We start from the raw sequence: 18,958 nt of genomic DNA on the forward strand, positions 1-18,958 counted from the left end.
CACGCAGAGGCGCGGAGGCGCAGAGAGGAATGCAAGAGTATTCCCCTGTGTTCTCTGCGTCTCTGTGGTTCGTTATTTAGTTAGAATCTGCTGATAAGCTTGAATCATTTGGCGAGCGATCGCATCCCAACTAAAATGTTCTAAGGCGTATTTTTGAGCATTTATTCCCCGGCGTTGGCGTTCTTGGGGATTTTGCAAAGCTTGTTGCAATAACTCCAACAACGCCGAAACATCTGTCGCACCTACCCATCCTGACTCACTATCGCTGACTTGCTGCCAAATATGCACTTGGTCGGAAATAACTACAGGTATCCCTGCAACCATCGCCTCAGCCACAGCAATACCAAAGTTTTCGTAGTAAGAAGGCAAAACAAATAAATCAGCAGCTTGCAGTAAACTAGCTTTTAATTCACCTGTAACAAAACCTGTAATGGTAGTATGCGATCGCAATCGTGAATTCTCGATTTGAGATTTAATTTTTTGTTCATAGTCTGGGTCTTGAGGGTTTGTCCCAGCTAGAACAAAATGAAACTTGTACTCCTTATCCAGCAGTTTTTCTAAAGCCGGAATCAACAAATTCAACCCCTTTTTTGGGTCAATACGCGACATAAACAGCACTAAAGGGATATCTTCTGGTATTCCTAGCTGACTGCGTATTGCACTTTGATAATTCTTTTGAGTAGGCTTCACACCTAAAGGAAGGACTAAATCTTGTGTCTTTGTCCCAAACCTTGCTGATATTTTGGCTTCTTGGTCACTAGTAAAATGAATGGCTGCTGCACCTGCTAAATTGCGACGTTCAATAAGTTCTACATATAGCTTTTTTAATTGCTTTTTCTTCTGTAAATCGGCTGGGTCAAGAGTTCCTAAAGGTCGCAAAATATAAGGTAAATTTTGTTGATGACAGACCATTGCTGCCGCACTACTAATAGGAGAAAATAAAGCATGAATATGTGCTAAATCATATTTGCTAGCATGATTTTTCAGCCATTTGAGTAAATCTAGCGAAAATTTATAGCGACGAAATGGCGCACAGCGAAAGTAAATTATTTCATAACCATCTTGTTTAATGGGGCGATTTAAAGGCACATCCAGAGGTTTCTGCCCATTATCGCCATTACTATCAGTTGTGAGAATAGTGACTTCCACACCCTCTTTAGCCAAGGCTGGGGCTAGTCCTAATACCATTTGGCTAGGGCCGCCATAAATCAAAGAAATAGAAGGGACAACTTGTAAAATTTTCATTTTTGTTCTTTGTCGTTTGTAATTCACTAACGACTATTAATTAATTGTTGATAAAACTCATACTGTTCTTTAGCAAGAGCCTGATTAGTATATTTTGCTATCGCTTTTTGATAGCCCATTTCACCCAAATTTTGGGCTAACTCTGGTCTGGCTATTAATTGCATGATGCAATCAGCCAGTGCTTGAGAATTACCTTCAGGGAATATTAAACCAGCATCACCAATAACATGAGGAATTTCGCCAGAATTAGAACCAATTACAGGAACTTGGCCAGCCATCGCTTCAATTAGCACATGACCAAATTGTTCTTTCCAACCCACAGAAGTTAAGGTTTTAAATTTATAAGTAGTTTCTGAAGGTAATACGAGCGCACTCATTAAGTTGATATAATTAGCTACTTCGTGATGCGGAACACTTTCTACTAAAATCAGTTTTTCTTGGATATTATTTTCTGTTGCTATTTTCAATATTTCATCTTTCAATTCGCCTCGTCCTAACAGCAGCATTTTCCAAGATTTATCTTTTAAACTGACTAATGCTTGTAACAGAGTTAACAAACCTTTTTCTGGGACAAACCGCCCGACAAATCCCAAGACAAAATCATCTGATTTAATACCGAGTTTAGCAGCTAATTCTGGCTGAGGTTTCGGAGTAAATAAGCGTTCATCTACACCCAATTGCGGCATAACTTTAATCGGCCCTTTATACCCTCTTTGTTGTAATATTTCTGCTCCGTCTTGATTACCAGAAATAATACCGTGGCTATGTTTGAGGTTAAAGTTTTCGAGTAAAGCTGCTGGGAGTTTTAGTTCATAAGGTAGATTCCACCAAGTAAAGAAGACATTTTTAGCTTTCAATCCTAATAATTGATTTAAAACAATCATTTGACTATAAGCTAGCCCTCTAGAGCCTTGTTCTACCTGAATAACTTGGGGACGAAATTGACGCAATAAAGAGACTAAATCAGCCCCAAAGGTCAAGAGTCCTTGATGATTTTGGCTAAAATTAGAAATAGGTACGATTTTAAATTTACCTTCATCTTTGAATTGGCTCTCAATAATTTTGTTTTGTACACCTCCTGGTTTCCAGGTTTTAGGCACTACAACCGTAACTTCAATTTCTGGTTTTAATTGTGCTAAAGCACGCAATTTTTCGCAATTTAGATCTACTATATAAGTATGGCTAGCAACTAAAATTTTCATTAATATTTCCTAATTATTAAGATTTATTTGCCAGTGGTTAGGTTTGTTGACCTTAACCACTGGCAGTTTTCTGTTTAGATTTTCAGGTTACTCATATTGGCAAGTTTTATACCTGGATTTCCTGCATCAGGCATTATTGCGGATTAACTTGTTTATCCATTCGACTATAAACTTGACCATCATTCCAAGCTGATTGAATGACAGTACCTAAAGCTTTCAGAAATCCTAAAGTGTAGAAAACAGCGCGAGTAATGATTTTGATAGGTGAACCACTTTTATGACATGGTGGCCTACCTAATACATGACAATCAAATAAACGGGCGTAGAGACGTAAAGCTTGAGTAACTGTCAGATTTTTTAAACCGAGTAAAAAATGGTTGTGGTAGAAGGTGAGTTGATATTTGAGCGATCGCATACTAATATCATGACAACCGCCTGTCTCTTCCCCTAAATGCACTAAGTCGGCTTCTGGGTCATACCAAATTTTGTAACCTGTCTGCCTTACTCGCAAACAAAAATCTGATTCTTCTCTTACCGCACTCCCGCGAAATCTCTCATCAAACTTCAGTCCGTATTTAGTAAAAATTTCGCGGCGGAAAGACATATTGCAACCCCTAGCAGTTAAAACCTGTTGGGGTTTAATAGTGTGTACCAAATCAATGTGATACCAAGCGATTCCCGGATCCATTGCTTGGGGCGGCAAATATTCAATCTCCAAATCTCCGCCAGAATCACCCAACTTCATTCTGTCAAATACCCGTCCGGCTACCGCCCCCACCTCTGGATTCTGCACATAATTTTTGGCATGGGCTGACAAGAAATTAGGGTTTAACCTCACATCATCATCAATAAATAAAACAATTTCACCCTTTGCCCGACGCACACCATAATTACGCGCCCCTGGTAGACTTGCCCAATCTAAGCGAAACCACTGAATCTTACCTAATGCTGCCACTTTTTCGAGGTAAGCTTGTATTTCTGGCTGATGGGTAGGCGATTGGTCAACTACCAAAACTTCAAAATTAGGGTAGTCTTGATTGAGAACATCCACAATACTATCTTTTAGTGGTTCTTCTCGCCCGTAGGTCGGGATAATCACAGAAATCAAAGGCAAATTATTCATGTGATTTATACTCAAATAAATTTATTATTTTGATATTTGCCATTTGTCTACCATTCTCAATTAACAACAGCATCAATTCAATTTCTCTTTAGCGATTTTTTTTCTTGCTTGCTTCTTCAAGCTCTTCATTTTTTCTTTCTTGCTTATCCAGTACTGGTAGCTTAAATAGCACCCCTGCAAAAAACCAATAATATACAGCTACCGGATCAACATCTAGAGGGTAATAATAGGTGTTGTAACTAATAAACAATATAAACACCCATAAAGCAGCTCCGTAACTGCGGAAATTACGGTTTTTTACTGAGCGATATGCTTTAAAGGCAGTAAATGTCAGGGTGGTAACTAAACCCAAAAAACCTAGTACACCAAAAATCCCAATTTCATATAAAAGTTTGGGATAATAGGTTTCTACTAGTTTTGTCTGGCCCAATGCTCGCGCCGAGTTAGTAGCTCGGCCTAAGCCACTACCCAAAGGCCCATCAACAGCTTTTAAATTTTCTTCAAATTGTCCAACAATAAACTCTTGGGGAGGTGAAGCTTCCCAACGACTGCTAAAACTGTCTAACCTTTCTTGTACAACCGTAGGATTACTTATAACTGCAATTCCTAAAATTAAACCTAGTCCCACAGCCATCGGAATGAAACGTTTTAGGTTGACAAGTTGGCCTGTGAGCAATAGCAAAATCACAAAGCAGGTGGGTACTAAAGCTAATGCAATTCTTTGCCCAGAAACTACAGCATTAATAAAGACTGTAACTAACGAACCTAAGCTGATCAACCGCCAAATAATTGATGGGTCACTAAAGCCAGTAGCAAAGGTGAAAAAGGTGCTAGAAATTAAAAACCATGCCCACTGCCAAGGAGCCACAAAGGTTCCTGGTAAGCGAATCATTCCTTGGCTGGGACTGTAAACTAAAGAGCCACCAAAATAGCAACGAGCTTCTAAAGTTGCTTTAAACAAAGCACTTCCTTCTGCATTTTTTGTGCCTTCACATATTCCAGTTAATAGCAACAAGTATTGAATAATTCCCAAAATACAGCAGCTTAATATCAGAACAATCTGTAAGCGCGACAGTACTAGAAAATCTTTTTTATTGCGAATGAGATAATAAGCACAACCAATTAAGGGGACGTATCCTAAAAATACTTTTAGTCCTAAAATTCCCATACCTATAGGAACTTCTTTGGGTGCTGCTTTCAACAGCCCCGCAGGAGGTGGATTGAATTGCTGTCCACCATTGACAAACACGAGCGTTAACAAACAAGACCCCAATAAAATATACAGAGGAGTCTTGATGCTGTTGACAGGAATTAAGGGGATTCCTTGCTTACGGCAAGTTTGCCACAATGCTATTAAGGCTGGAATATAGAAAGAATCTTTAGCTAATTGCAGGATCGGACTGTTACCAATGTAATAGGTGATAGTACCGCCAAAAGGCACATAAATTATGAAAGCGAATAAAGCCTCGCGGGGGTATTTGTAGCAAAGAGCAATAATAATAACTGACAAAACAGCAGGTAATGCTGCTTTAATACCACCTACTAAAAACAATATAAAGCCTAAGGATAAACCACCAAATAGAGCTTTATTCAGCAAACTAGTAAATTCTTGGCGGGCTTTGGTCGCCTTACGCTTTAGGGCTAGCTGTTCTTTCAGGCTCAGAACGGGAGCTTCTTGTTTAGCTTGTTTTTTCTTGGATTTTTTAGATTTTTGGGATTTAGACTTTAATTTTGGCATAGCAGAGCTTTAGCCTATCAGCCTGTAAATATAAATTGCCATTGCATATAAGAGCTTTTAGTATTTTTTGCTTAATCCCAAAAGCTAACACCCGATAATAACATATGTAAATTTTGTGTCTAATCAGGCTGGGCAAATTTGATTAAATAGCAAAAGATTAATCACAGGCGATCGCACTACGCGGTGATGTAAGTCAGAATGTAATTAGCACTTTCAGCAGCTTTACGAAAACAAGCTTTCTAATAAATAAAGTTGAATAAATCAAACCACGTCCCAAATAAAAAAGCGCCCCCTTTTCAGGAGACGCTTTTTTATCTAACTAAGCTTTTAGATTAGCCGTTGATAGCAGGAGCGCTGATAGCAACAGGAGCAACTTCACCAGCAGCCAAGTCTAAGGGGAAGTTGTGAGCGTTACGCTCGTGCATTACTTCCATACCCAAGTTGGCACGGTTGATGATGTCAGCCCAGGTGTTGATGACGCGACCTTGAGAGTCAATCACAGATTGGTTGAAGTTGAAACCGTTCAAGTTGAACGCCATTGTGCTGATACCTAAAGCGGTAAACCAGATACCGACTACAGGCCATGCAGCCAAGAAGAAGTGCAAGGAACGGCTGTTGTTGAAGGACGCGTATTGGAAGATTAAGCGACCGAAGTAACCGTGTGCAGCTACGATGTTGTAGGTTTCTTCTTCTTGACCGAACTTGTAACCGTAGTTTTGAGATTCGGTTTCGGTTGTTTCACGAACCAAGGAAGAAGTTACCAAACTTCCGTGCATTGCAGAGAACAAAGAACCGCCGAATACACCAGCCACACCTAACATATGGAAGGGGTGCATTAGGATGTTGTGTTCTGCTTGGAACACGATCATGAAGTTGAAGGTGCCGGAGATACCCAAGGGCATACCGTCAGAGAAGGAACCTTGACCGATGGGGTAGATCAAGAATACTGCGGCAGCAGATGCCAAAGGCGCAGAGTATGCTACGCAGATCCAAGGACGCATACCCAAGCGGTAAGACAATTCCCACTGACGACCGAGGTAGCAAGCGCAACCGATCAAGAAGTGGAAAATTACCAATTGGTATGGGCCACCGTTGTACAACCACTCATCTAAGGAAGCTGCTTCCCAAATGGGGTAGAAGTGCAAACCGATAGCGTTAGAAGAAGGAACAACTGCACCAGAGATGATGTTGTTGCCGTAGATTAAAGAACCTGCTACTGGTTCACGGATACCATCGATGTCTACTGGAGGAGCAGCGATGAAGGCGATTACGAAGCAGGTGGTTGCAGCTAGCAAGGTAGGAATCATCAATACACCGAACCAACCGATATAAATCCGGTTTTCGGTGCTGGTGATCCACTCGCAGAACCGCTCCCATACGTTGGCGCTAGAGCGCTGTTGTAAGGTTGTGGTCATTTTCTTATGATTGCTTTATTTTTTAGGATGTCGGTAGGTGTTTCTACCTTCCACTAAATTAGAAGCATAATTTAGTTTTGTAAAGCTATTTTAATTAAGTATATTTTATTAATAGTATTAATTTTTTTAATGAATCGCGTCCACTGCCGCGATTCATCACTTTTGAGGATCAGCCAGGAGGCCAAACCATGTACCTTCCTCCTAAAATATGCAGATGTAAATGATAGACAGTTTGACCACCATCAGCATCAGTGTTGATCACAACGCGATAACCGTTTTCCAAGCCTGCTTCTTGGGCAACACGCTTGGCAGTTAGTAATAAATGTCCCAACAAAGCCGCATCTTGAGGTTCGGCATCAGCTAATTTAGCTATGAGTTTTTTGGGAATAACAAGGATATGAACTGGTGCTTGTGGGTTAACATCTTTAAAGGCCAGGGCTAAATCATCCTCATAAACTATATTGGCTGGAATTTCCCGCCGGATAATCTTACTAAAAATTGTCTCTGTGGTTTCACTCATGCCGATTTACTTACTCATCTGCTAGAGATTCTAAAGGTTTAGCGTTATAGAAGAAATATTAAGCAATGCTTGCTAGAGTCTGGAGTGCATCAATTGTCGGCATCGATGCCGTGAAAGTGGGTGTGGAAGTCGATGTATCGGGGGGACTACCAGGAATTATTGTCTTGGGGTTGCCAGATTCAGCAGTTCAGGAATCAAAGGAAAGGGTAAAAGCTACTTTAAAAAATGCAGGTTTTGCCTTTCCGATGCGGAAAATTGTGATTAACTTGACTCCGGCTGATTTACGTAAGGAAGGCCCAAGTTTTGATTTGCCGATTAGTGTAGGAATTTTAGCGGCTTCTGAGCAAATTAATGCTGATTTATTAGGTGATTACTTATTTTTGGGCGAAGTCTCCTTAGATGGTAGCTTAAGGCCTGTGGCTGGGGTTCTGCCGATAGCTGCTACTGCCCAAAAAATGGGAATTACAGGTTTAGTTGTGCCGGCCGATAATGCCCAAGAAGCGGCGGTGGTAAAAGGACTAGCTGTTTATGGTTGTAAAACTTTAGCGGAAGTAGTTGATTTATTAAATAATCCAGGAAGTTCTAAACCTGTACAGATAGATAATGCAGTAGTAACAGTTTCAGTATCTTATCCTAGTGCAGATTTACACGATGTTAAAGGACAAGCTCATGCGCGCCGTGCATTAGAAATTGCAGCAGCAGGCGGACACAATTTGATTTTTGTAGGGCCGCCAGGTAGTGGCAAAACTATGCTTGCTAGACGCTTATCAGGCATTTTACCACCACTAGAATTTACAGAAGCATTAGAAGTAACTCGAATTCACTCGGTTGCTGGTTTATTAAAAAATCGTGGTACTCTAGTACGCGATCGCCCTTTCCGCAGTCCCCATCACTCTGCATCCGGGCCTTCTTTGGTTGGCGGTGGTAGTTTTCCTCGCCCTGGAGAAATCTCGCTATCTCATCGTGGTGTATTGTTTTTGGATGAGTTGACGGAGTTTAAGCGCGATGTCTTAGAATTTTTGCGTCAGCCTTTAGAAGACGGCTATGTAACCATTTCCCGTACTAAACAATCAGTCGTTTTTCCCGCACAGTTTACTTTAGTGGCGAGTACTAATCCCTGCCCTTGCGGTTACTACGGCGATACTATTCAACAGTGTACCTGTTCACCCAGACAACGAGAACAATATTGGGCAAAGCTTTCCGGGCCGTTGATGGACAGGATTGATTTGCAAGTGGCTGTGAATCGATTAAAGCCAGAGGAAATTACCCAACAACCTACAGGAGAGTCATCAATAATAGTACGGGAACGAGTTCAACAAGCACGCGATCGCACAATTTCCCGCTTTCAAACTGAGCCAAATCTGCGTTGCAATGCCCAAATGCAAAGCAGCCATCTGCAAAAATGGTGCAAGCTAGATGATGGTAGCCGCTATTTATTAGAAGCAGCTATTAAGAAATTAGGTTTATCAGCTAGAGCGAGCGATCGCATTCTCAAAGTTGCACGCACTATTGCAGATTTAGCTGGAGAGGATGCTCTGCAAGCCCACCATGTAGCAGAAGCAATTCAATATCGCACCATCGATAGGATGCTATAGGAATCTGGTTTGATTACTGAACATACTTGTGTAATTAGGCAATAGGCAATAGAAATGAAGGCTGATAACAATGTACTGATTTTAAAAAAAATCAAATACTAGTCTTACATGAGCAGGGAAACAGAAGTAAATAGGGCTTATTTGTAGCCTTCACATAATCGTCGTATTGAGCAAACTAAATTTTCGTTTTTATTTGTGATTAGAGAAATCTACAAGGGAACAATGAAAACAAGTATTACATTTTACTTAAATTTATGACAACAAACGGTTATGAAATCTCACATCGCTTAGATCAGAACGACTGTCATGAGCAACTAGCATTAGTAGTTCAGTATCAAAAAATTTTGGCGCGAATTCTAAGTAAAATCCGTGCATCTGTAAACTTAGAATCTCTGTGTTCGACTTCTTGCCAAGATATTTGCCGGCAACTGAAAATTGAGCGTGTGGCAATTTACCGCTTTAACTCAGACTGGAGTGGTAGTTTCATCAACCGTTTTGGTTTTGCAGAACCACCTTGGAATACATTAACTGCCTTTGGGCAAGACTTAGTATGGCAAGATTCCCATTTGCAAGAAACCCAGGGAGGTCGATATCGTAAAAATGAGCCGTTTGCTGTGGCTGATATTTACGATGCCGGACACGCTCGTTGTCATGTTGAGGTGTTAGAACAGTTTCAAATTCGGGCGTATGCGATCGCGCCGATTTTCATTGGTGCAAAATTATGGGGATTACTTGCTGCCTATCAACACTCTGCACCGCGAGAGTGGCATCCTAACGAAGTCGAATTTATAGGGCAAGCCGCTAGCCATCTTGGTGTGGCAATGCAGCAGGCAGAAATTTTAGAACAAACCAAACAACGCACAGCAGAACTGCAAGATGCGATCGCACGCCAACGGGCGTTGACAGAAGTCGTAGGGAATATCCGCTCGTCTGTGAACCCTGGGATTATTTTAGATACCGCTTGTCAAGAACTTTGCAAACTCCTGAAGCTAGAACGGGCAGCAGTTTACCACTTCCATGAAGATTGGAGTGGTGAATTTGTCAGTCAATTTGGCATGGTAGAAGCACAGTGGGATAGAAGTCATCCCTTTGGCAAAAATCTCGTTTGGGAAGACACCCACCTGCAAGAAACCAAAGGTGGACGCTACCGCAATAACGAAACTTTCACAGTCAACGATATTTACCAAGCCGGACACTCACGTTGTCATATTGATATTCTTGAGCAATTCAAGATTCGGGCATATATGTTAGCACCCATATTCATTGGGCCAAAACTCTGGGGACTAGTAGCCGCCTATCAACATTCTGGCCCACGCCAATGGGCAAATTACGAAGTTGAGTTTCTCGGACAAGTGGGCGCACAACTGGGAGTGGCAATTCAGCAAGCAGAGAATTTGGCGCAATCGAAACAACAGGCAATGGCTTTGCAAGATGCGATCGCTCGTCAACGCGCACTCACAGAAGTTGTTGGTAAAATTCGCTCCTCTCTAGACATTGATTTGATTCTCAAAACCACTTGTCAGGAAGTATGCAAACTGCTGCGAGTTGAGCGAGTCGGCGTTTATCGCTTTAATCCAGACTGGAGTGGTGAATTCGTCAGCCATTTCGGCATGGTAGAAGCACAGTGGGATAGTATCAATCCCTTTGGCAAAAACCTCGTTTGGGAAGATACTCACCTACAAGAAACTAAAGGCGGACGCTACCGCAACAATGAAAATTTTGCTGTCAATGATATCTACCAAGCCGGACACTCACGCTGTCACCTAGATATTTTAGAACAGTTCAAAATCCGCGCCTATGTGTTAACTCCTATTTTTGTAGGACGAAATCTTTGGGGATTGCTGGCTGCTTATCAACATTCTGCGCCGCGCCAGTGGGATAGCGTGGAAGTAGAATTTTTAGGACAAGTCGCCAGCCAACTGGGAGTAGCACTGCAAAGTTCGGAAATGATGGTTCAAGTGCAAACTCGCGCTGATGAACTGCATCAATCAGCCGAACAGCGACGCATTTTATTTGATTTGGTCGTCAAAATTCGAGAATTGATAGATTTAGAGATAATTTTAAAAACTACAGTACAGGAAGTCAGGCGATCGCTAGAAGCAGATCGAGTCGGCATTTTCCGCTTTGACTCTGATGTCGGTTTTTGTAGTGGTGAATTTGTTGCTGAGGATGTGCTGCCCAAATTTGACTCTGCCTTGGCTGTAAAAGTGCAAGATTATTGCTTTGGCGACAATTTTGCACCACAATATCGCCAAGGGCAAGTACAAGTGATCTCAGATGTCAACAGTGTTGGGACTAAAGTACCTCATCTTGATGTCATTGAGCGATTTCAAGTCAAAGCACAGATTGTTGTTCCACTAATGGAAGGAGACGAACTGTGGGGATTATTATGCATTCATCAATGCACTCATCCCCGTAATTGGGAAGAGGCTGAATTAGAATTTGTCACCCAAGTCGCAGCTCAAATCAGTGTCGCCCTCCGTCAGGCTAACTTGTTCCAACAATCCAGTTTACTAGGCCAAACCCGTGAAGAAGCAAATCAACTGGCACAAGCACTCAATGATCTACGTACTGCCCAAATGCAAATTATCCACGCGGAAAAAATGGCAAGCTTGGGACAACTGGTTGCGGGGGTTGCCCACGAAATTAATAATCCGATTAATTTCATTCACGGCAATTTACAATACGCACACCAATACACACAAGACTTACTTAACTGTTTAGAACTTTATCGACATTATCATCCAGACTCTGCACCAGAGATTCAAGAGTTTTTCAAGAAAGCGGAAATAGATTTTTTATTCGATGATCTACCCAAATTATTCCAATCTATGCAGGTTGGTACTGAGCGTATTTGCGAAATTGTCACATCTTTACGCAATTTTTCGCGTTTAGATGAAGCTGAATTTAAAGTAGCGAATATTCACGAAGGTATCGACAGTACTTTGATGATTTTGCAACATCGGTTAAAACCATCAAGCGATAGCCCTACAATTTATGTGAGCAAAGACTATGATAACTTGCCTTTAATAGAATGCTATCCTGGACAGCTTAATCAGGTCTTTATGAATTTGTTATCTAATGCTATTGATGCGTTAGAAGAGCGCAACGCGCAAGCGACTCCCGAAGTGATTGCAGCACAGCCCAGCAAAATCCGCATTTCTACATCTGTTATAAATAATGACTGGATTTCCATTAGGATTGCTGATAATGGACTTGGTATGGACGAAACAGTACTTTCTCGCCTATTTGATCCATTTTTCACCACTAAGATCGTTGGAAAAGGTACAGGGTTAGGGCTTTCAATTAGCTACAAAATCGTCACAGATAAACACAAGGGAAAGATTTACTGCAAATCTGAACTTGGTAAAGGTACAGAGTTTATTGTTGAATTACCGATTAATCAGGCGATCGCTAAATAATTTACAGCAGGAAACAGGCAATAGGCAATAGGGGTGAAAGCCTGTTGGTATATGGCTTTGTTCTTAAAATCTGTATCTCATTTACCTGCAATGTGCTGTATATTACTAGGAAACAGGGAGAAAAGTTTCTTCCCTGTTACTTACTGACACCCATTTGTAACTTTAATTTATTGAAACTAAACTTGGTTCTGATTTAACACTGCTAGATATTTGTTGCCGTTGTTCCAGTTCATCTAAAAATTGAATTGTCAAATCTTCTAGCTTTCTTGATGCCATAGGTTCAATGAATTTATCTAAAGGATTCAAATCTACAACATAATTTCCAATTTGAATGCCAACAGGTTCTAGGTGCTTACCTGGAATTTCTTCGTGAAGCAGAGGAAACTTTTTATTTCGCAGTTGTTGAATAAACCAGAGTACGTCACTTTTTTGTATATCTTTATCTTTTTCGCTGCCAGCAATTGTATCTTTATCAAACGAAATTAGGGCAGTTAAATTAAACAAATTACTATTTTCAACTAAGCATTGAGTTTGTTTACGTGTAGGCAATACTCCCAAACCAAACTTATCTAAGAAACGCGCGATGAACGCTAACGGTTGGGGAACTGCACTTTCTGTATCACTAATATCAGGTGCAATCAATAAAGATGGTTGACCTTTAATTGATGGTTTTTCTGCAAGCATACGTTCTACACTCTTTTGTATGGCTTGCAATTGACGTTCACTATTTTCAGTACATTCTTCTACAATATTTTCTGGCTCATCACCGCTTAAAAATTCTAATAAGGTGATATATTTACATCCTAAACTGTGACCAATCCAAAAATATTTTGTCTTATCTTGATATATATGATTTTGGTAATTCAAGCTGGCAGCTATCTTGCTGATTTCTTCGCTAAGGATAGCTTGTTCTTGAAGTAAACTAACTGCGATCGGCCAATGTTGAAAACTAAATCTAAAAGGTAAAGCAATAATTGTATAACCTTCGGCAAATAGCTTTCTTAAAAAGTAGCGATAAAAAATAGTGGGGAAAGTTCCAAAAAAAGCACCGCCAATAAATTGCACTACGCCTTTGGGGTTGGGATGAATAGCTACCCAGCTATGAGAGACTGGGCGAAATTTAAATTCCATATATTTGTAACTCCTGCCTGCAAAATTTAAAAATTAATCTGATATTAGGAGCTACAAATAAATATGTGATTATTCCAGATGAGAGCAAAATCTTTTTAATTGTTCACTGCATCTTTTTTGGTGGTTTGGTCAGTATCCAACATAGAGTGATTACAACAGTGTTCCCCATCTGTAGATTTTACTTCTGGTACTGGGTCATAACCTCCAGGATGGAATGGATGACAACGCAAAATCCGACGGATAGCCATCCAGCCACCACGCCACACGCCAAATCTCTCAATGGCTTGAATGGCATACATCGAACAAGTTGGCTGAAACCGACAAGTCGGGGGAAACAGTGGCGAAATAAACATTCTGTAACCTTTAATTAGCCAAATGAATAATAATTTCATCCTTGTAGCCTAAATCTTATAAATTAAAAACAAAGGTAAAAGTTCTCTATCTTGTAGTATCTTTGTTGACTCTAATTCCTGGTTTAACATCAATTCCACCTTTGTGGCTGCAAATTACCATCGTTGCAGCTTGGGTGCTGCTTATTCTGCTTGTCTCCTGGGTGGTAAATCGTCTTGCAACGGATGATTCAGAAATCATCAGGAAGATAGTTCATATTGGCACTGGTAATGTGATTTTGCTGGCTTGGTGGCTAGATATTCCTATGAGTGTAGGTGTTACAGCTTCAATTTTAGCGAGTGCCATAACCTTATTGTCTTATCGGTTTCCGATTCTTCCTGGTATTAACAGTGTAGGCCGCCAAAGTTTGGGGACATTTTTTTATGCTGTGAGTTTTGGCATTTTAGTTGCTTGGTTCTGGTATTTGCGACAACCACAATACGCCGCAATTGGAATTATGGTGATGACATGGGGAGATGGTTTAGCAGCATTGGTTGGACAACGCTTTGGCAAACATAAATATCAAGTTTTTAGTGCAAACAAAAGCTGGGAAGGTTCTTTGACTATGGCTTTAGCTGGCTATGTTGTCAGTTGTTTGATTTTGCTGAGTGTACAAGGAAATATCTGGCAAACTTGGGTAGTTTCACTGGTTGTAGCGATAGTTGCTACTGCTTTAGAAGCTATTTCTTTTTTGGGTATCGATAATTTGACTGTACCTTTGGGTAGTGCCGCCTTGGCGTTTGTGTTAATGCAATTATTGTCAGTTGGTTAGGCTGCAATAACCAAAAATCGGCTATTAAATAATAATTTCTAGACTTGGATTGCACCCATTCAAGATTTGATTAAGAAATATTTGTCACGAAAACTTTATAATCATGATTAATTATGACTTTTGACTTCCCTGAAGGGGCTGAATAGCTAGTAATAATAACCTGTAATTACAAGTCATAAACTTAAGATAATATTTCTTATTTAACCCCTAGATGAGGTACTTCTAGGGGTTTATTCATTTAGACATAAATTTGTAAAAAAGATAACAGAATTATCAACTAACAGCAGAATATAACTTAGCTAAATTTATAACTACAGAGAGAATGAAAATTAGATACAGTTAGACTTAGATATACAGTATAAAGAGAAATTTTTAAATTTAAAAATTAAATTTATCTTAAAAAATGAGCTTTTTTGATCCTACTAAATTACCTTTGCGCCGTAAACAATCAATAGTTGACATTCAAGAACTAGAAGGGCTTTTGTATGTTGACTGGCGAATTGGCAAAATCCATTTGTATTCAACCTTTTACACGCGTATCGATCAAGCTTGCATTTTTTGGAGTTTGCTAATTATACCGATGTTTTTGACTGCCCAGTTTCTCCCAATAAGCTGGAGTTTGCAAGCTAAGGTATGGTCAATTCTCAGCTTGATTGGGATTATTACAATGGTTAGTTGGACTAGTTACTGGGTAGAAGCTAGAAAAGTTAAATGGGTACTTTATTGTTGGATAGTTTTGATGCTATTCGGCTTGGTTTTAACAGATTTGAGCATTTTTCTCGGCTGGGCTGAGATATTAGTGCATCTATGTGAATTGTGGTTAGGAATAAGTACAATTGGTTACTTATGTACTGGGTTAGGTGTGCGATCGCGTGCCTTGATTTTGACAGGTATACTTCATTTACTGTTCATTTTTGTTTTGCCCTACATCGTAGCTTGGCAATTTCTCTGCACTGGTGCTTTGATGGTTTTTTGCTTATTGTTATTGGCTGAATTCCAGTGGGACGGTTTGTAGCTATATAGGAAGGGAATAGGCAATAGAAGGGTAGGGAGGTTAGGGGTGTGTGAAATTAGTGAAGTCCTATAGATGAGTGTTAATTACATACGCCATAGTAATTTAGATAAAATCATTACGGTGATATTTAACCTTATCCAAGTCTCATGAAAAGCCATCGCACCTCTTCTCTCTCTACTCTTCAACGTCCTGAACTACTTGCGCCAGCAGGAAATTGGGAATGTGCCAAAGCTGCTGTAGAAAATGGGGCAGATGCGATTTACTTTGGTTTGGATAAGTTCAACGCTAGAATGCGGGCGCAGAATTTTACTGAGGCAGATTTACCGCAATTAATGGAGTTTCTGCATCTTCGGGGTGTAAAAGGCTATGTCACTGTCAATACACTAATATTCCCGCAAGAATTATCAGAAGCCCAGCAATATCTCCGGACAATTATTGCGGCTGGTGTAGATGCGGTAATTGTGCAAGATGTGGGAATTTGCCGCCTTATCCGTCATTTATCACCAGATTTTCCGATTCACGCCTCAACTCAGATGACAATTACTAGTGCGGCTGGGGTGGAATTTGCTAAATCTCTCGGCTGTCAGTTGGTAGTGTTGGCGCGTGAATGTTCTATCAAGGAAATTAAGAAAATTCAGCAGCAGTCTCAAGCGGCGTTACCGTTGGAAGTTTTTGTTCACGGTGCTTTGTGTGTGGCTTATTCTGGTCAGTGTTTGACTAGTGAAGCTTTAGGTGGACGGTCAGCTAACCGTGGCGAATGCGCCCAAGCTTGTCGGATGCCTTATGATTTAATTGCTGATGATGAAATTGTAGATTTAGGCGAACGCAAATATTTACTCAGTCCTCAAGACTTGGCAGGGTTAGAAGTATTGCCATATTTGGTCAAGTCAGGGGTAACTAGTCTTAAAATCGAAGGACGTTTAAAAGCACCTGAGTATGTTGCTAATGTCACCCGTATTTATCGCCAAGCGTTAGATCGAGTCATGGAACAACAGGACGCAAGAAATTCAAGTTCTCAAGAACATTACAACTTAGAAATGGCATTTTCTCGCGGACTATACACTGGTTGGTTTGGCGGGGTTAATAATCAAGAATTGGTTCATGCGCGTTTTGGTAAGAAGCGCGGAGTTTATCTAGGAGAAGTTACACGTATTCGCAACGAACAGGTAACAATTAGCTTAGAAGCACCTGTGAAACCAGGAGATGGTATTGTATTTGACTGCGGTCATCCAGAAGCCAAAGAAGAAGGCGGTCGCGTTTATGCAGTCACACACAAGGGTCAAGATGCAATATTAACCTTTGGCAAAGGCAACCTGAATTTCCGTCGAGTTCATGTAGGTGATAAAGTTTGGAAAACTAGTGATCCAGAACTTGATAAACAACTACGTCAGAGTTTTGCTGGAGATAACCCACAATTTCAGCGTCCGATTAATTTAGAGATTTATGGCGAAGTTGGAGAGGTGTTGATTGCGATCGCTCGTGATGAACTTGGTAATATTGTCCAAGTAGAATCTGCAATTACACTTGCTGAGGCGCACACTAAACCTTTAGATACAGTCCGCTTACAAGAACAATTCGGTCGTCTGGGTAACACTCCCTTCCGTTTGGGAAGTTTAATTAATCATCTCAATGGTGCGGTGATGGTTCCAGTGAGTGAGTTAAACCGAATGCGTCGAGACATCGTAACACAATTAGAAGACTTACGCAGTCAACCTAAACGTTGGCAACTGAGGTCTAATGTATCCTTTCAAGACTTACTCCCTGTTTCATCTCCCCTGTCTCCAGCATCTCCTTCGCTTATCGTTTTAGTACGTAACTTCAAACAACTCCAAGCCGCCCTCCAAGCTGGTGTGGAAACTCTATACTGTGAATTTGAAGACCCCCGCAGCTATCGCCAAGCTGTACAACTAGTACATCAACATTCCCCACTCCCCACTATCTGGGTTGCACCTCCGCGAATTACCAAACCTGGAGAAAACTGGATTTTGCAGCAAGTTCGCGCTTCCGGTGCAGATGGCTATCTAGTAAGGAATTATGATCAGTTGCAATTTTTTAGCGCAGACAAATGTATTGGCGATTTTTCACTCAACGTTGCTAATTCTCTTACAGCAAATTATTTTAAACAGCACTTTGGTTTGCAAAGACTAACAGCATCCTATGATCTGAATATTAATCAATTAGAAGATTTACTTACCACTTGTCCGCCTCAATGGTTAGAGGTGACAGTTCATCAGCATATGCCGATGTTCCACATGGAACATTGCGTTTTTTGTGCCTTTCTATCTCAGGGAACTGATTACACCAACTGTGGACGACCCTGTGAAAAGCACGAAGTGAAGCTGAGAGATCGTGTCGGTAGCGAACACGTTCTGCAAGCAGATGCAGGCTGTCGCAATACTGTATTTAATGGTACTGCTCAAACAGGAGCCGAGTATGTACAACGTCTTATAGAACTGGGATTACGTCACTTCCGCATTGAATTTGTGAATGAATTACCAGACCAAGTGGGCAAAACGATACATCGATACCAGCAACTACTTCAAGGTGAAATTACAGGTTCTCAACTGTGGCGAGAGTTGAAGTTGCAAAATCAGTTAGGTGTCACGCGTGGCCCCTTGGGTTTGTCTACTGTTGGAAGTGGTAAGGGTTGATACTGTTATATCTGCAACAGTTTATTGACTTTGGTCGCCTCTACCCACACCAGTCCTTCTATCTCTAGCGATCGCAATACGTCTGTTATAACATTTCACGAAATAAATGATACAAATAATTTCTCCTCTGCTCCCCTGCCCCCCTGCGGCCTATTTGTATCAAACTTAAAGTGAAACGGTATTAGATGTTGTATTTGTCGATACACTATACTCAACACTATTGCTGCCATTACTGATAGAGTTAGTATCCTTGAGCGCAGGCTCCGGTCTTTGTCTTTGATTCCTTTAAGGTTGGGGAATTTCCCTGGACTGATTAATTCAAATCGCCTTATTTCTCTCTCTTCATTTGTTGGTGCTGGTGGTGTGACTCGATGCCGAAAGTCTGGATTTCCCTGTTTTTTCCTTGGCTTGCTCATGGCTTAACTCTTCACCCTGCTGTTGAGTTTATCCCGTCGAGTTTTACCTACTTGACTTGACTCTACTTTTCTTAACTTGACTCTAATGGCTAGATGCCCGCCTTAATTATGCAATTTAAATGTGTAACAGCTTATCAGTACATAGCTCCAGGGATTCTTTAATACATAAAAAACTGGAAGCTATTTTAGTTTTTCGCTTCCAGCCGATAATATATCTATTGCATTTTATTACAACAGCTATAATTCTGTTTGGTAATCAAAACAAAAGCGTAGTAGCTATTTGTTCTATTAGCTATAACAACAGTAAACTGTTACTTTTCTAT

General features: G+C 40.7%; 13 protein-coding genes. 5 read left to right on the forward strand and 8 right to left on the reverse strand.

Translation table 11 applies throughout. From position 1 onward, the window contains the following. Positions 1-72: 72 nt before the first annotated feature. The 6 genes from hpsP to H6G76_RS18495 all read right to left on the reverse strand — a co-directional run bounded on the left by hpsP (position 73) and on the right by H6G76_RS18495 (position 7,243). Positions 73-1,245 carry a hormogonium polysaccharide biosynthesis glycosyltransferase HpsP gene (hpsP, locus tag H6G76_RS18470; RefSeq protein WP_190703619.1) on the reverse strand — a complete coding sequence of 391 codons (1,173 nt, stop codon included), beginning with the start codon at positions 1,243-1,245 and terminating at the stop codon, positions 73-75. Between the two features lie 26 nt (positions 1,246-1,271). Beyond that, a complete protein-coding gene (gene hpsO, locus H6G76_RS18475; protein WP_190703622.1) occupies positions 1,272-2,447 on the reverse strand; it encodes a hormogonium polysaccharide biosynthesis glycosyltransferase HpsO in 1,176 nt (391 codons plus the stop codon). A gap of 133 nt (positions 2,448-2,580) precedes the next feature. Next, positions 2,581-3,570: a hormogonium polysaccharide biosynthesis glycosyltransferase HpsN gene (gene hpsN, locus H6G76_RS18480; protein ID WP_190703625.1), complete on the reverse strand. Its 990-nt coding sequence runs from the start codon at positions 3,568-3,570 to the stop codon at positions 2,581-2,583. An 88-nt stretch (positions 3,571-3,658) separates the two neighbouring features. After that, complete coding sequence (gene hpsL, locus H6G76_RS18485; RefSeq protein WP_190703627.1) at positions 3,659-5,308, reverse strand: hormogonium polysaccharide biosynthesis protein HpsL; 1,650 nt, start codon at positions 5,306-5,308, stop codon at positions 3,659-3,661. 332 nt (positions 5,309-5,640) lie between these two features. Continuing rightward, positions 5,641-6,723 (reverse strand): photosystem II q(b) protein, encoded by a 1,083-nt coding sequence (gene psbA / locus H6G76_RS18490; protein WP_190703630.1) that lies wholly within the window; start codon positions 6,721-6,723, stop codon positions 5,641-5,643. Positions 6,724-6,892: 169 nt separating this feature from the next. Next, a complete protein-coding gene (locus H6G76_RS18495) occupies positions 6,893-7,243 on the reverse strand; it encodes a histidine triad nucleotide-binding protein (RefSeq protein ID WP_190703633.1) in 351 nt (116 codons plus the stop codon). 65 nt (positions 7,244-7,308) lie between these two features. On the opposite strand from H6G76_RS18495, the gene H6G76_RS18500 reads away from it, so the two are divergent. Together H6G76_RS18500 and H6G76_RS18505 are read left to right on the forward strand one after the other, a co-directional pair. Then, on the forward strand, positions 7,309-8,838 hold the full coding sequence (locus H6G76_RS18500; protein ID WP_190703636.1) for a YifB family Mg chelatase-like AAA ATPase: 1,530 nt from the start codon (positions 7,309-7,311) through the stop codon (positions 8,836-8,838). Positions 8,839-9,092: 254 nt separating this feature from the next. Continuing rightward, complete coding sequence (locus H6G76_RS18505) at positions 9,093-12,260, forward strand: GAF domain-containing protein (protein WP_190703639.1); 3,168 nt, start codon at positions 9,093-9,095, stop codon at positions 12,258-12,260. Positions 12,261-12,422: 162 nt separating this feature from the next. Here H6G76_RS18505 and H6G76_RS18510 read toward each other — a convergent pair whose 3' ends face one another. Together H6G76_RS18510 and yidD are read right to left on the reverse strand one after the other, a co-directional pair. Continuing rightward, entirely contained in the window at positions 12,423-13,391 is a 969-nt protein-coding gene (locus H6G76_RS18510; RefSeq protein ID WP_190703643.1) for a DUF1350 family protein, read from the reverse strand. A 95-nt stretch (positions 13,392-13,486) separates the two neighbouring features. Further along, entirely contained in the window at positions 13,487-13,783 is a 297-nt protein-coding gene (yidD, locus tag H6G76_RS18515) for a membrane protein insertion efficiency factor YidD (protein ID WP_190703645.1), read from the reverse strand. 62 nt (positions 13,784-13,845) lie between these two features. Between yidD and H6G76_RS18520 the strand changes: the two genes are divergently transcribed. The 3 genes from H6G76_RS18520 (at position 13,846) to H6G76_RS18530 (ending at position 18,219) form a co-directional block, all read left to right on the forward strand. Beyond that, positions 13,846-14,553: a diacylglycerol/polyprenol kinase family protein gene (locus tag H6G76_RS18520; RefSeq protein ID WP_190703648.1), complete on the forward strand. Its 708-nt coding sequence runs from the start codon at positions 13,846-13,848 to the stop codon at positions 14,551-14,553. A 403-nt stretch (positions 14,554-14,956) separates the two neighbouring features. Next, a complete protein-coding gene (locus H6G76_RS18525; protein WP_190703651.1) occupies positions 14,957-15,568 on the forward strand; it encodes a hypothetical protein in 612 nt (203 codons plus the stop codon). A gap of 146 nt (positions 15,569-15,714) precedes the next feature. After that, positions 15,715-18,219 carry a U32 family peptidase gene (locus H6G76_RS18530; protein ID WP_190703653.1) on the forward strand — a complete coding sequence of 835 codons (2,505 nt, stop codon included), beginning with the start codon at positions 15,715-15,717 and terminating at the stop codon, positions 18,217-18,219. Positions 18,220-18,958 lie beyond the last annotated feature (739 nt).

It is taken from the genome of Nostoc sp. FACHB-152, from assembly GCF_014697475.1.
Taxonomy (GTDB): Bacteria; Cyanobacteriota; Cyanobacteriia; order Cyanobacteriales; family Nostocaceae; genus Nostoc_B.

What these genes read in the sequence shown, in the direction of transcription:
- hpsP (WP_190703619.1), bottom strand. Translation starts at nt 1,245, where the DNA reads ATGAAAATTTTACAAGTTGTCCCTTCTATTTCTTTGATTTATGGCGGC.
- hpsO (WP_190703622.1), bottom strand. Translation starts at nt 2,447, where the DNA reads ATGAAAATTTTAGTTGCTAGCCATACTTATATAGTAGATCTAAATTGC.
- hpsN (WP_190703625.1), bottom strand. Translation starts at nt 3,570, where the DNA reads ATGAATAATTTGCCTTTGATTTCTGTGATTATCCCGACCTACGGGCGA.
- hpsL (WP_190703627.1), bottom strand. Translation starts at nt 5,308, where the DNA reads ATGCCAAAATTAAAGTCTAAATCCCAAAAATCTAAAAAATCCAAGAAA.
- psbA (WP_190703630.1), bottom strand. Translation starts at nt 6,723, where the DNA reads ATGACCACAACCTTACAACAGCGCTCTAGCGCCAACGTATGGGAGCGG.
- H6G76_RS18495 (WP_190703633.1), bottom strand. Translation starts at nt 7,243, where the DNA reads ATGAGTGAAACCACAGAGACAATTTTTAGTAAGATTATCCGGCGGGAA.
- H6G76_RS18500 (WP_190703636.1), top strand. Translation starts at nt 7,309, where the DNA reads ATGCTTGCTAGAGTCTGGAGTGCATCAATTGTCGGCATCGATGCCGTG.
- H6G76_RS18505 (WP_190703639.1), top strand. Translation starts at nt 9,093, where the DNA reads ATGACAACAAACGGTTATGAAATCTCACATCGCTTAGATCAGAACGAC.
- H6G76_RS18510 (WP_190703643.1), bottom strand. Translation starts at nt 13,391, where the DNA reads ATGGAATTTAAATTTCGCCCAGTCTCTCATAGCTGGGTAGCTATTCAT.
- yidD (WP_190703645.1), bottom strand. Translation starts at nt 13,783, where the DNA reads ATGAAATTATTATTCATTTGGCTAATTAAAGGTTACAGAATGTTTATT.
- H6G76_RS18525 (WP_190703651.1), top strand. Translation starts at nt 14,957, where the DNA reads ATGAGCTTTTTTGATCCTACTAAATTACCTTTGCGCCGTAAACAATCA.
- H6G76_RS18530 (WP_190703653.1), top strand. Translation starts at nt 15,715, where the DNA reads ATGAAAAGCCATCGCACCTCTTCTCTCTCTACTCTTCAACGTCCTGAA.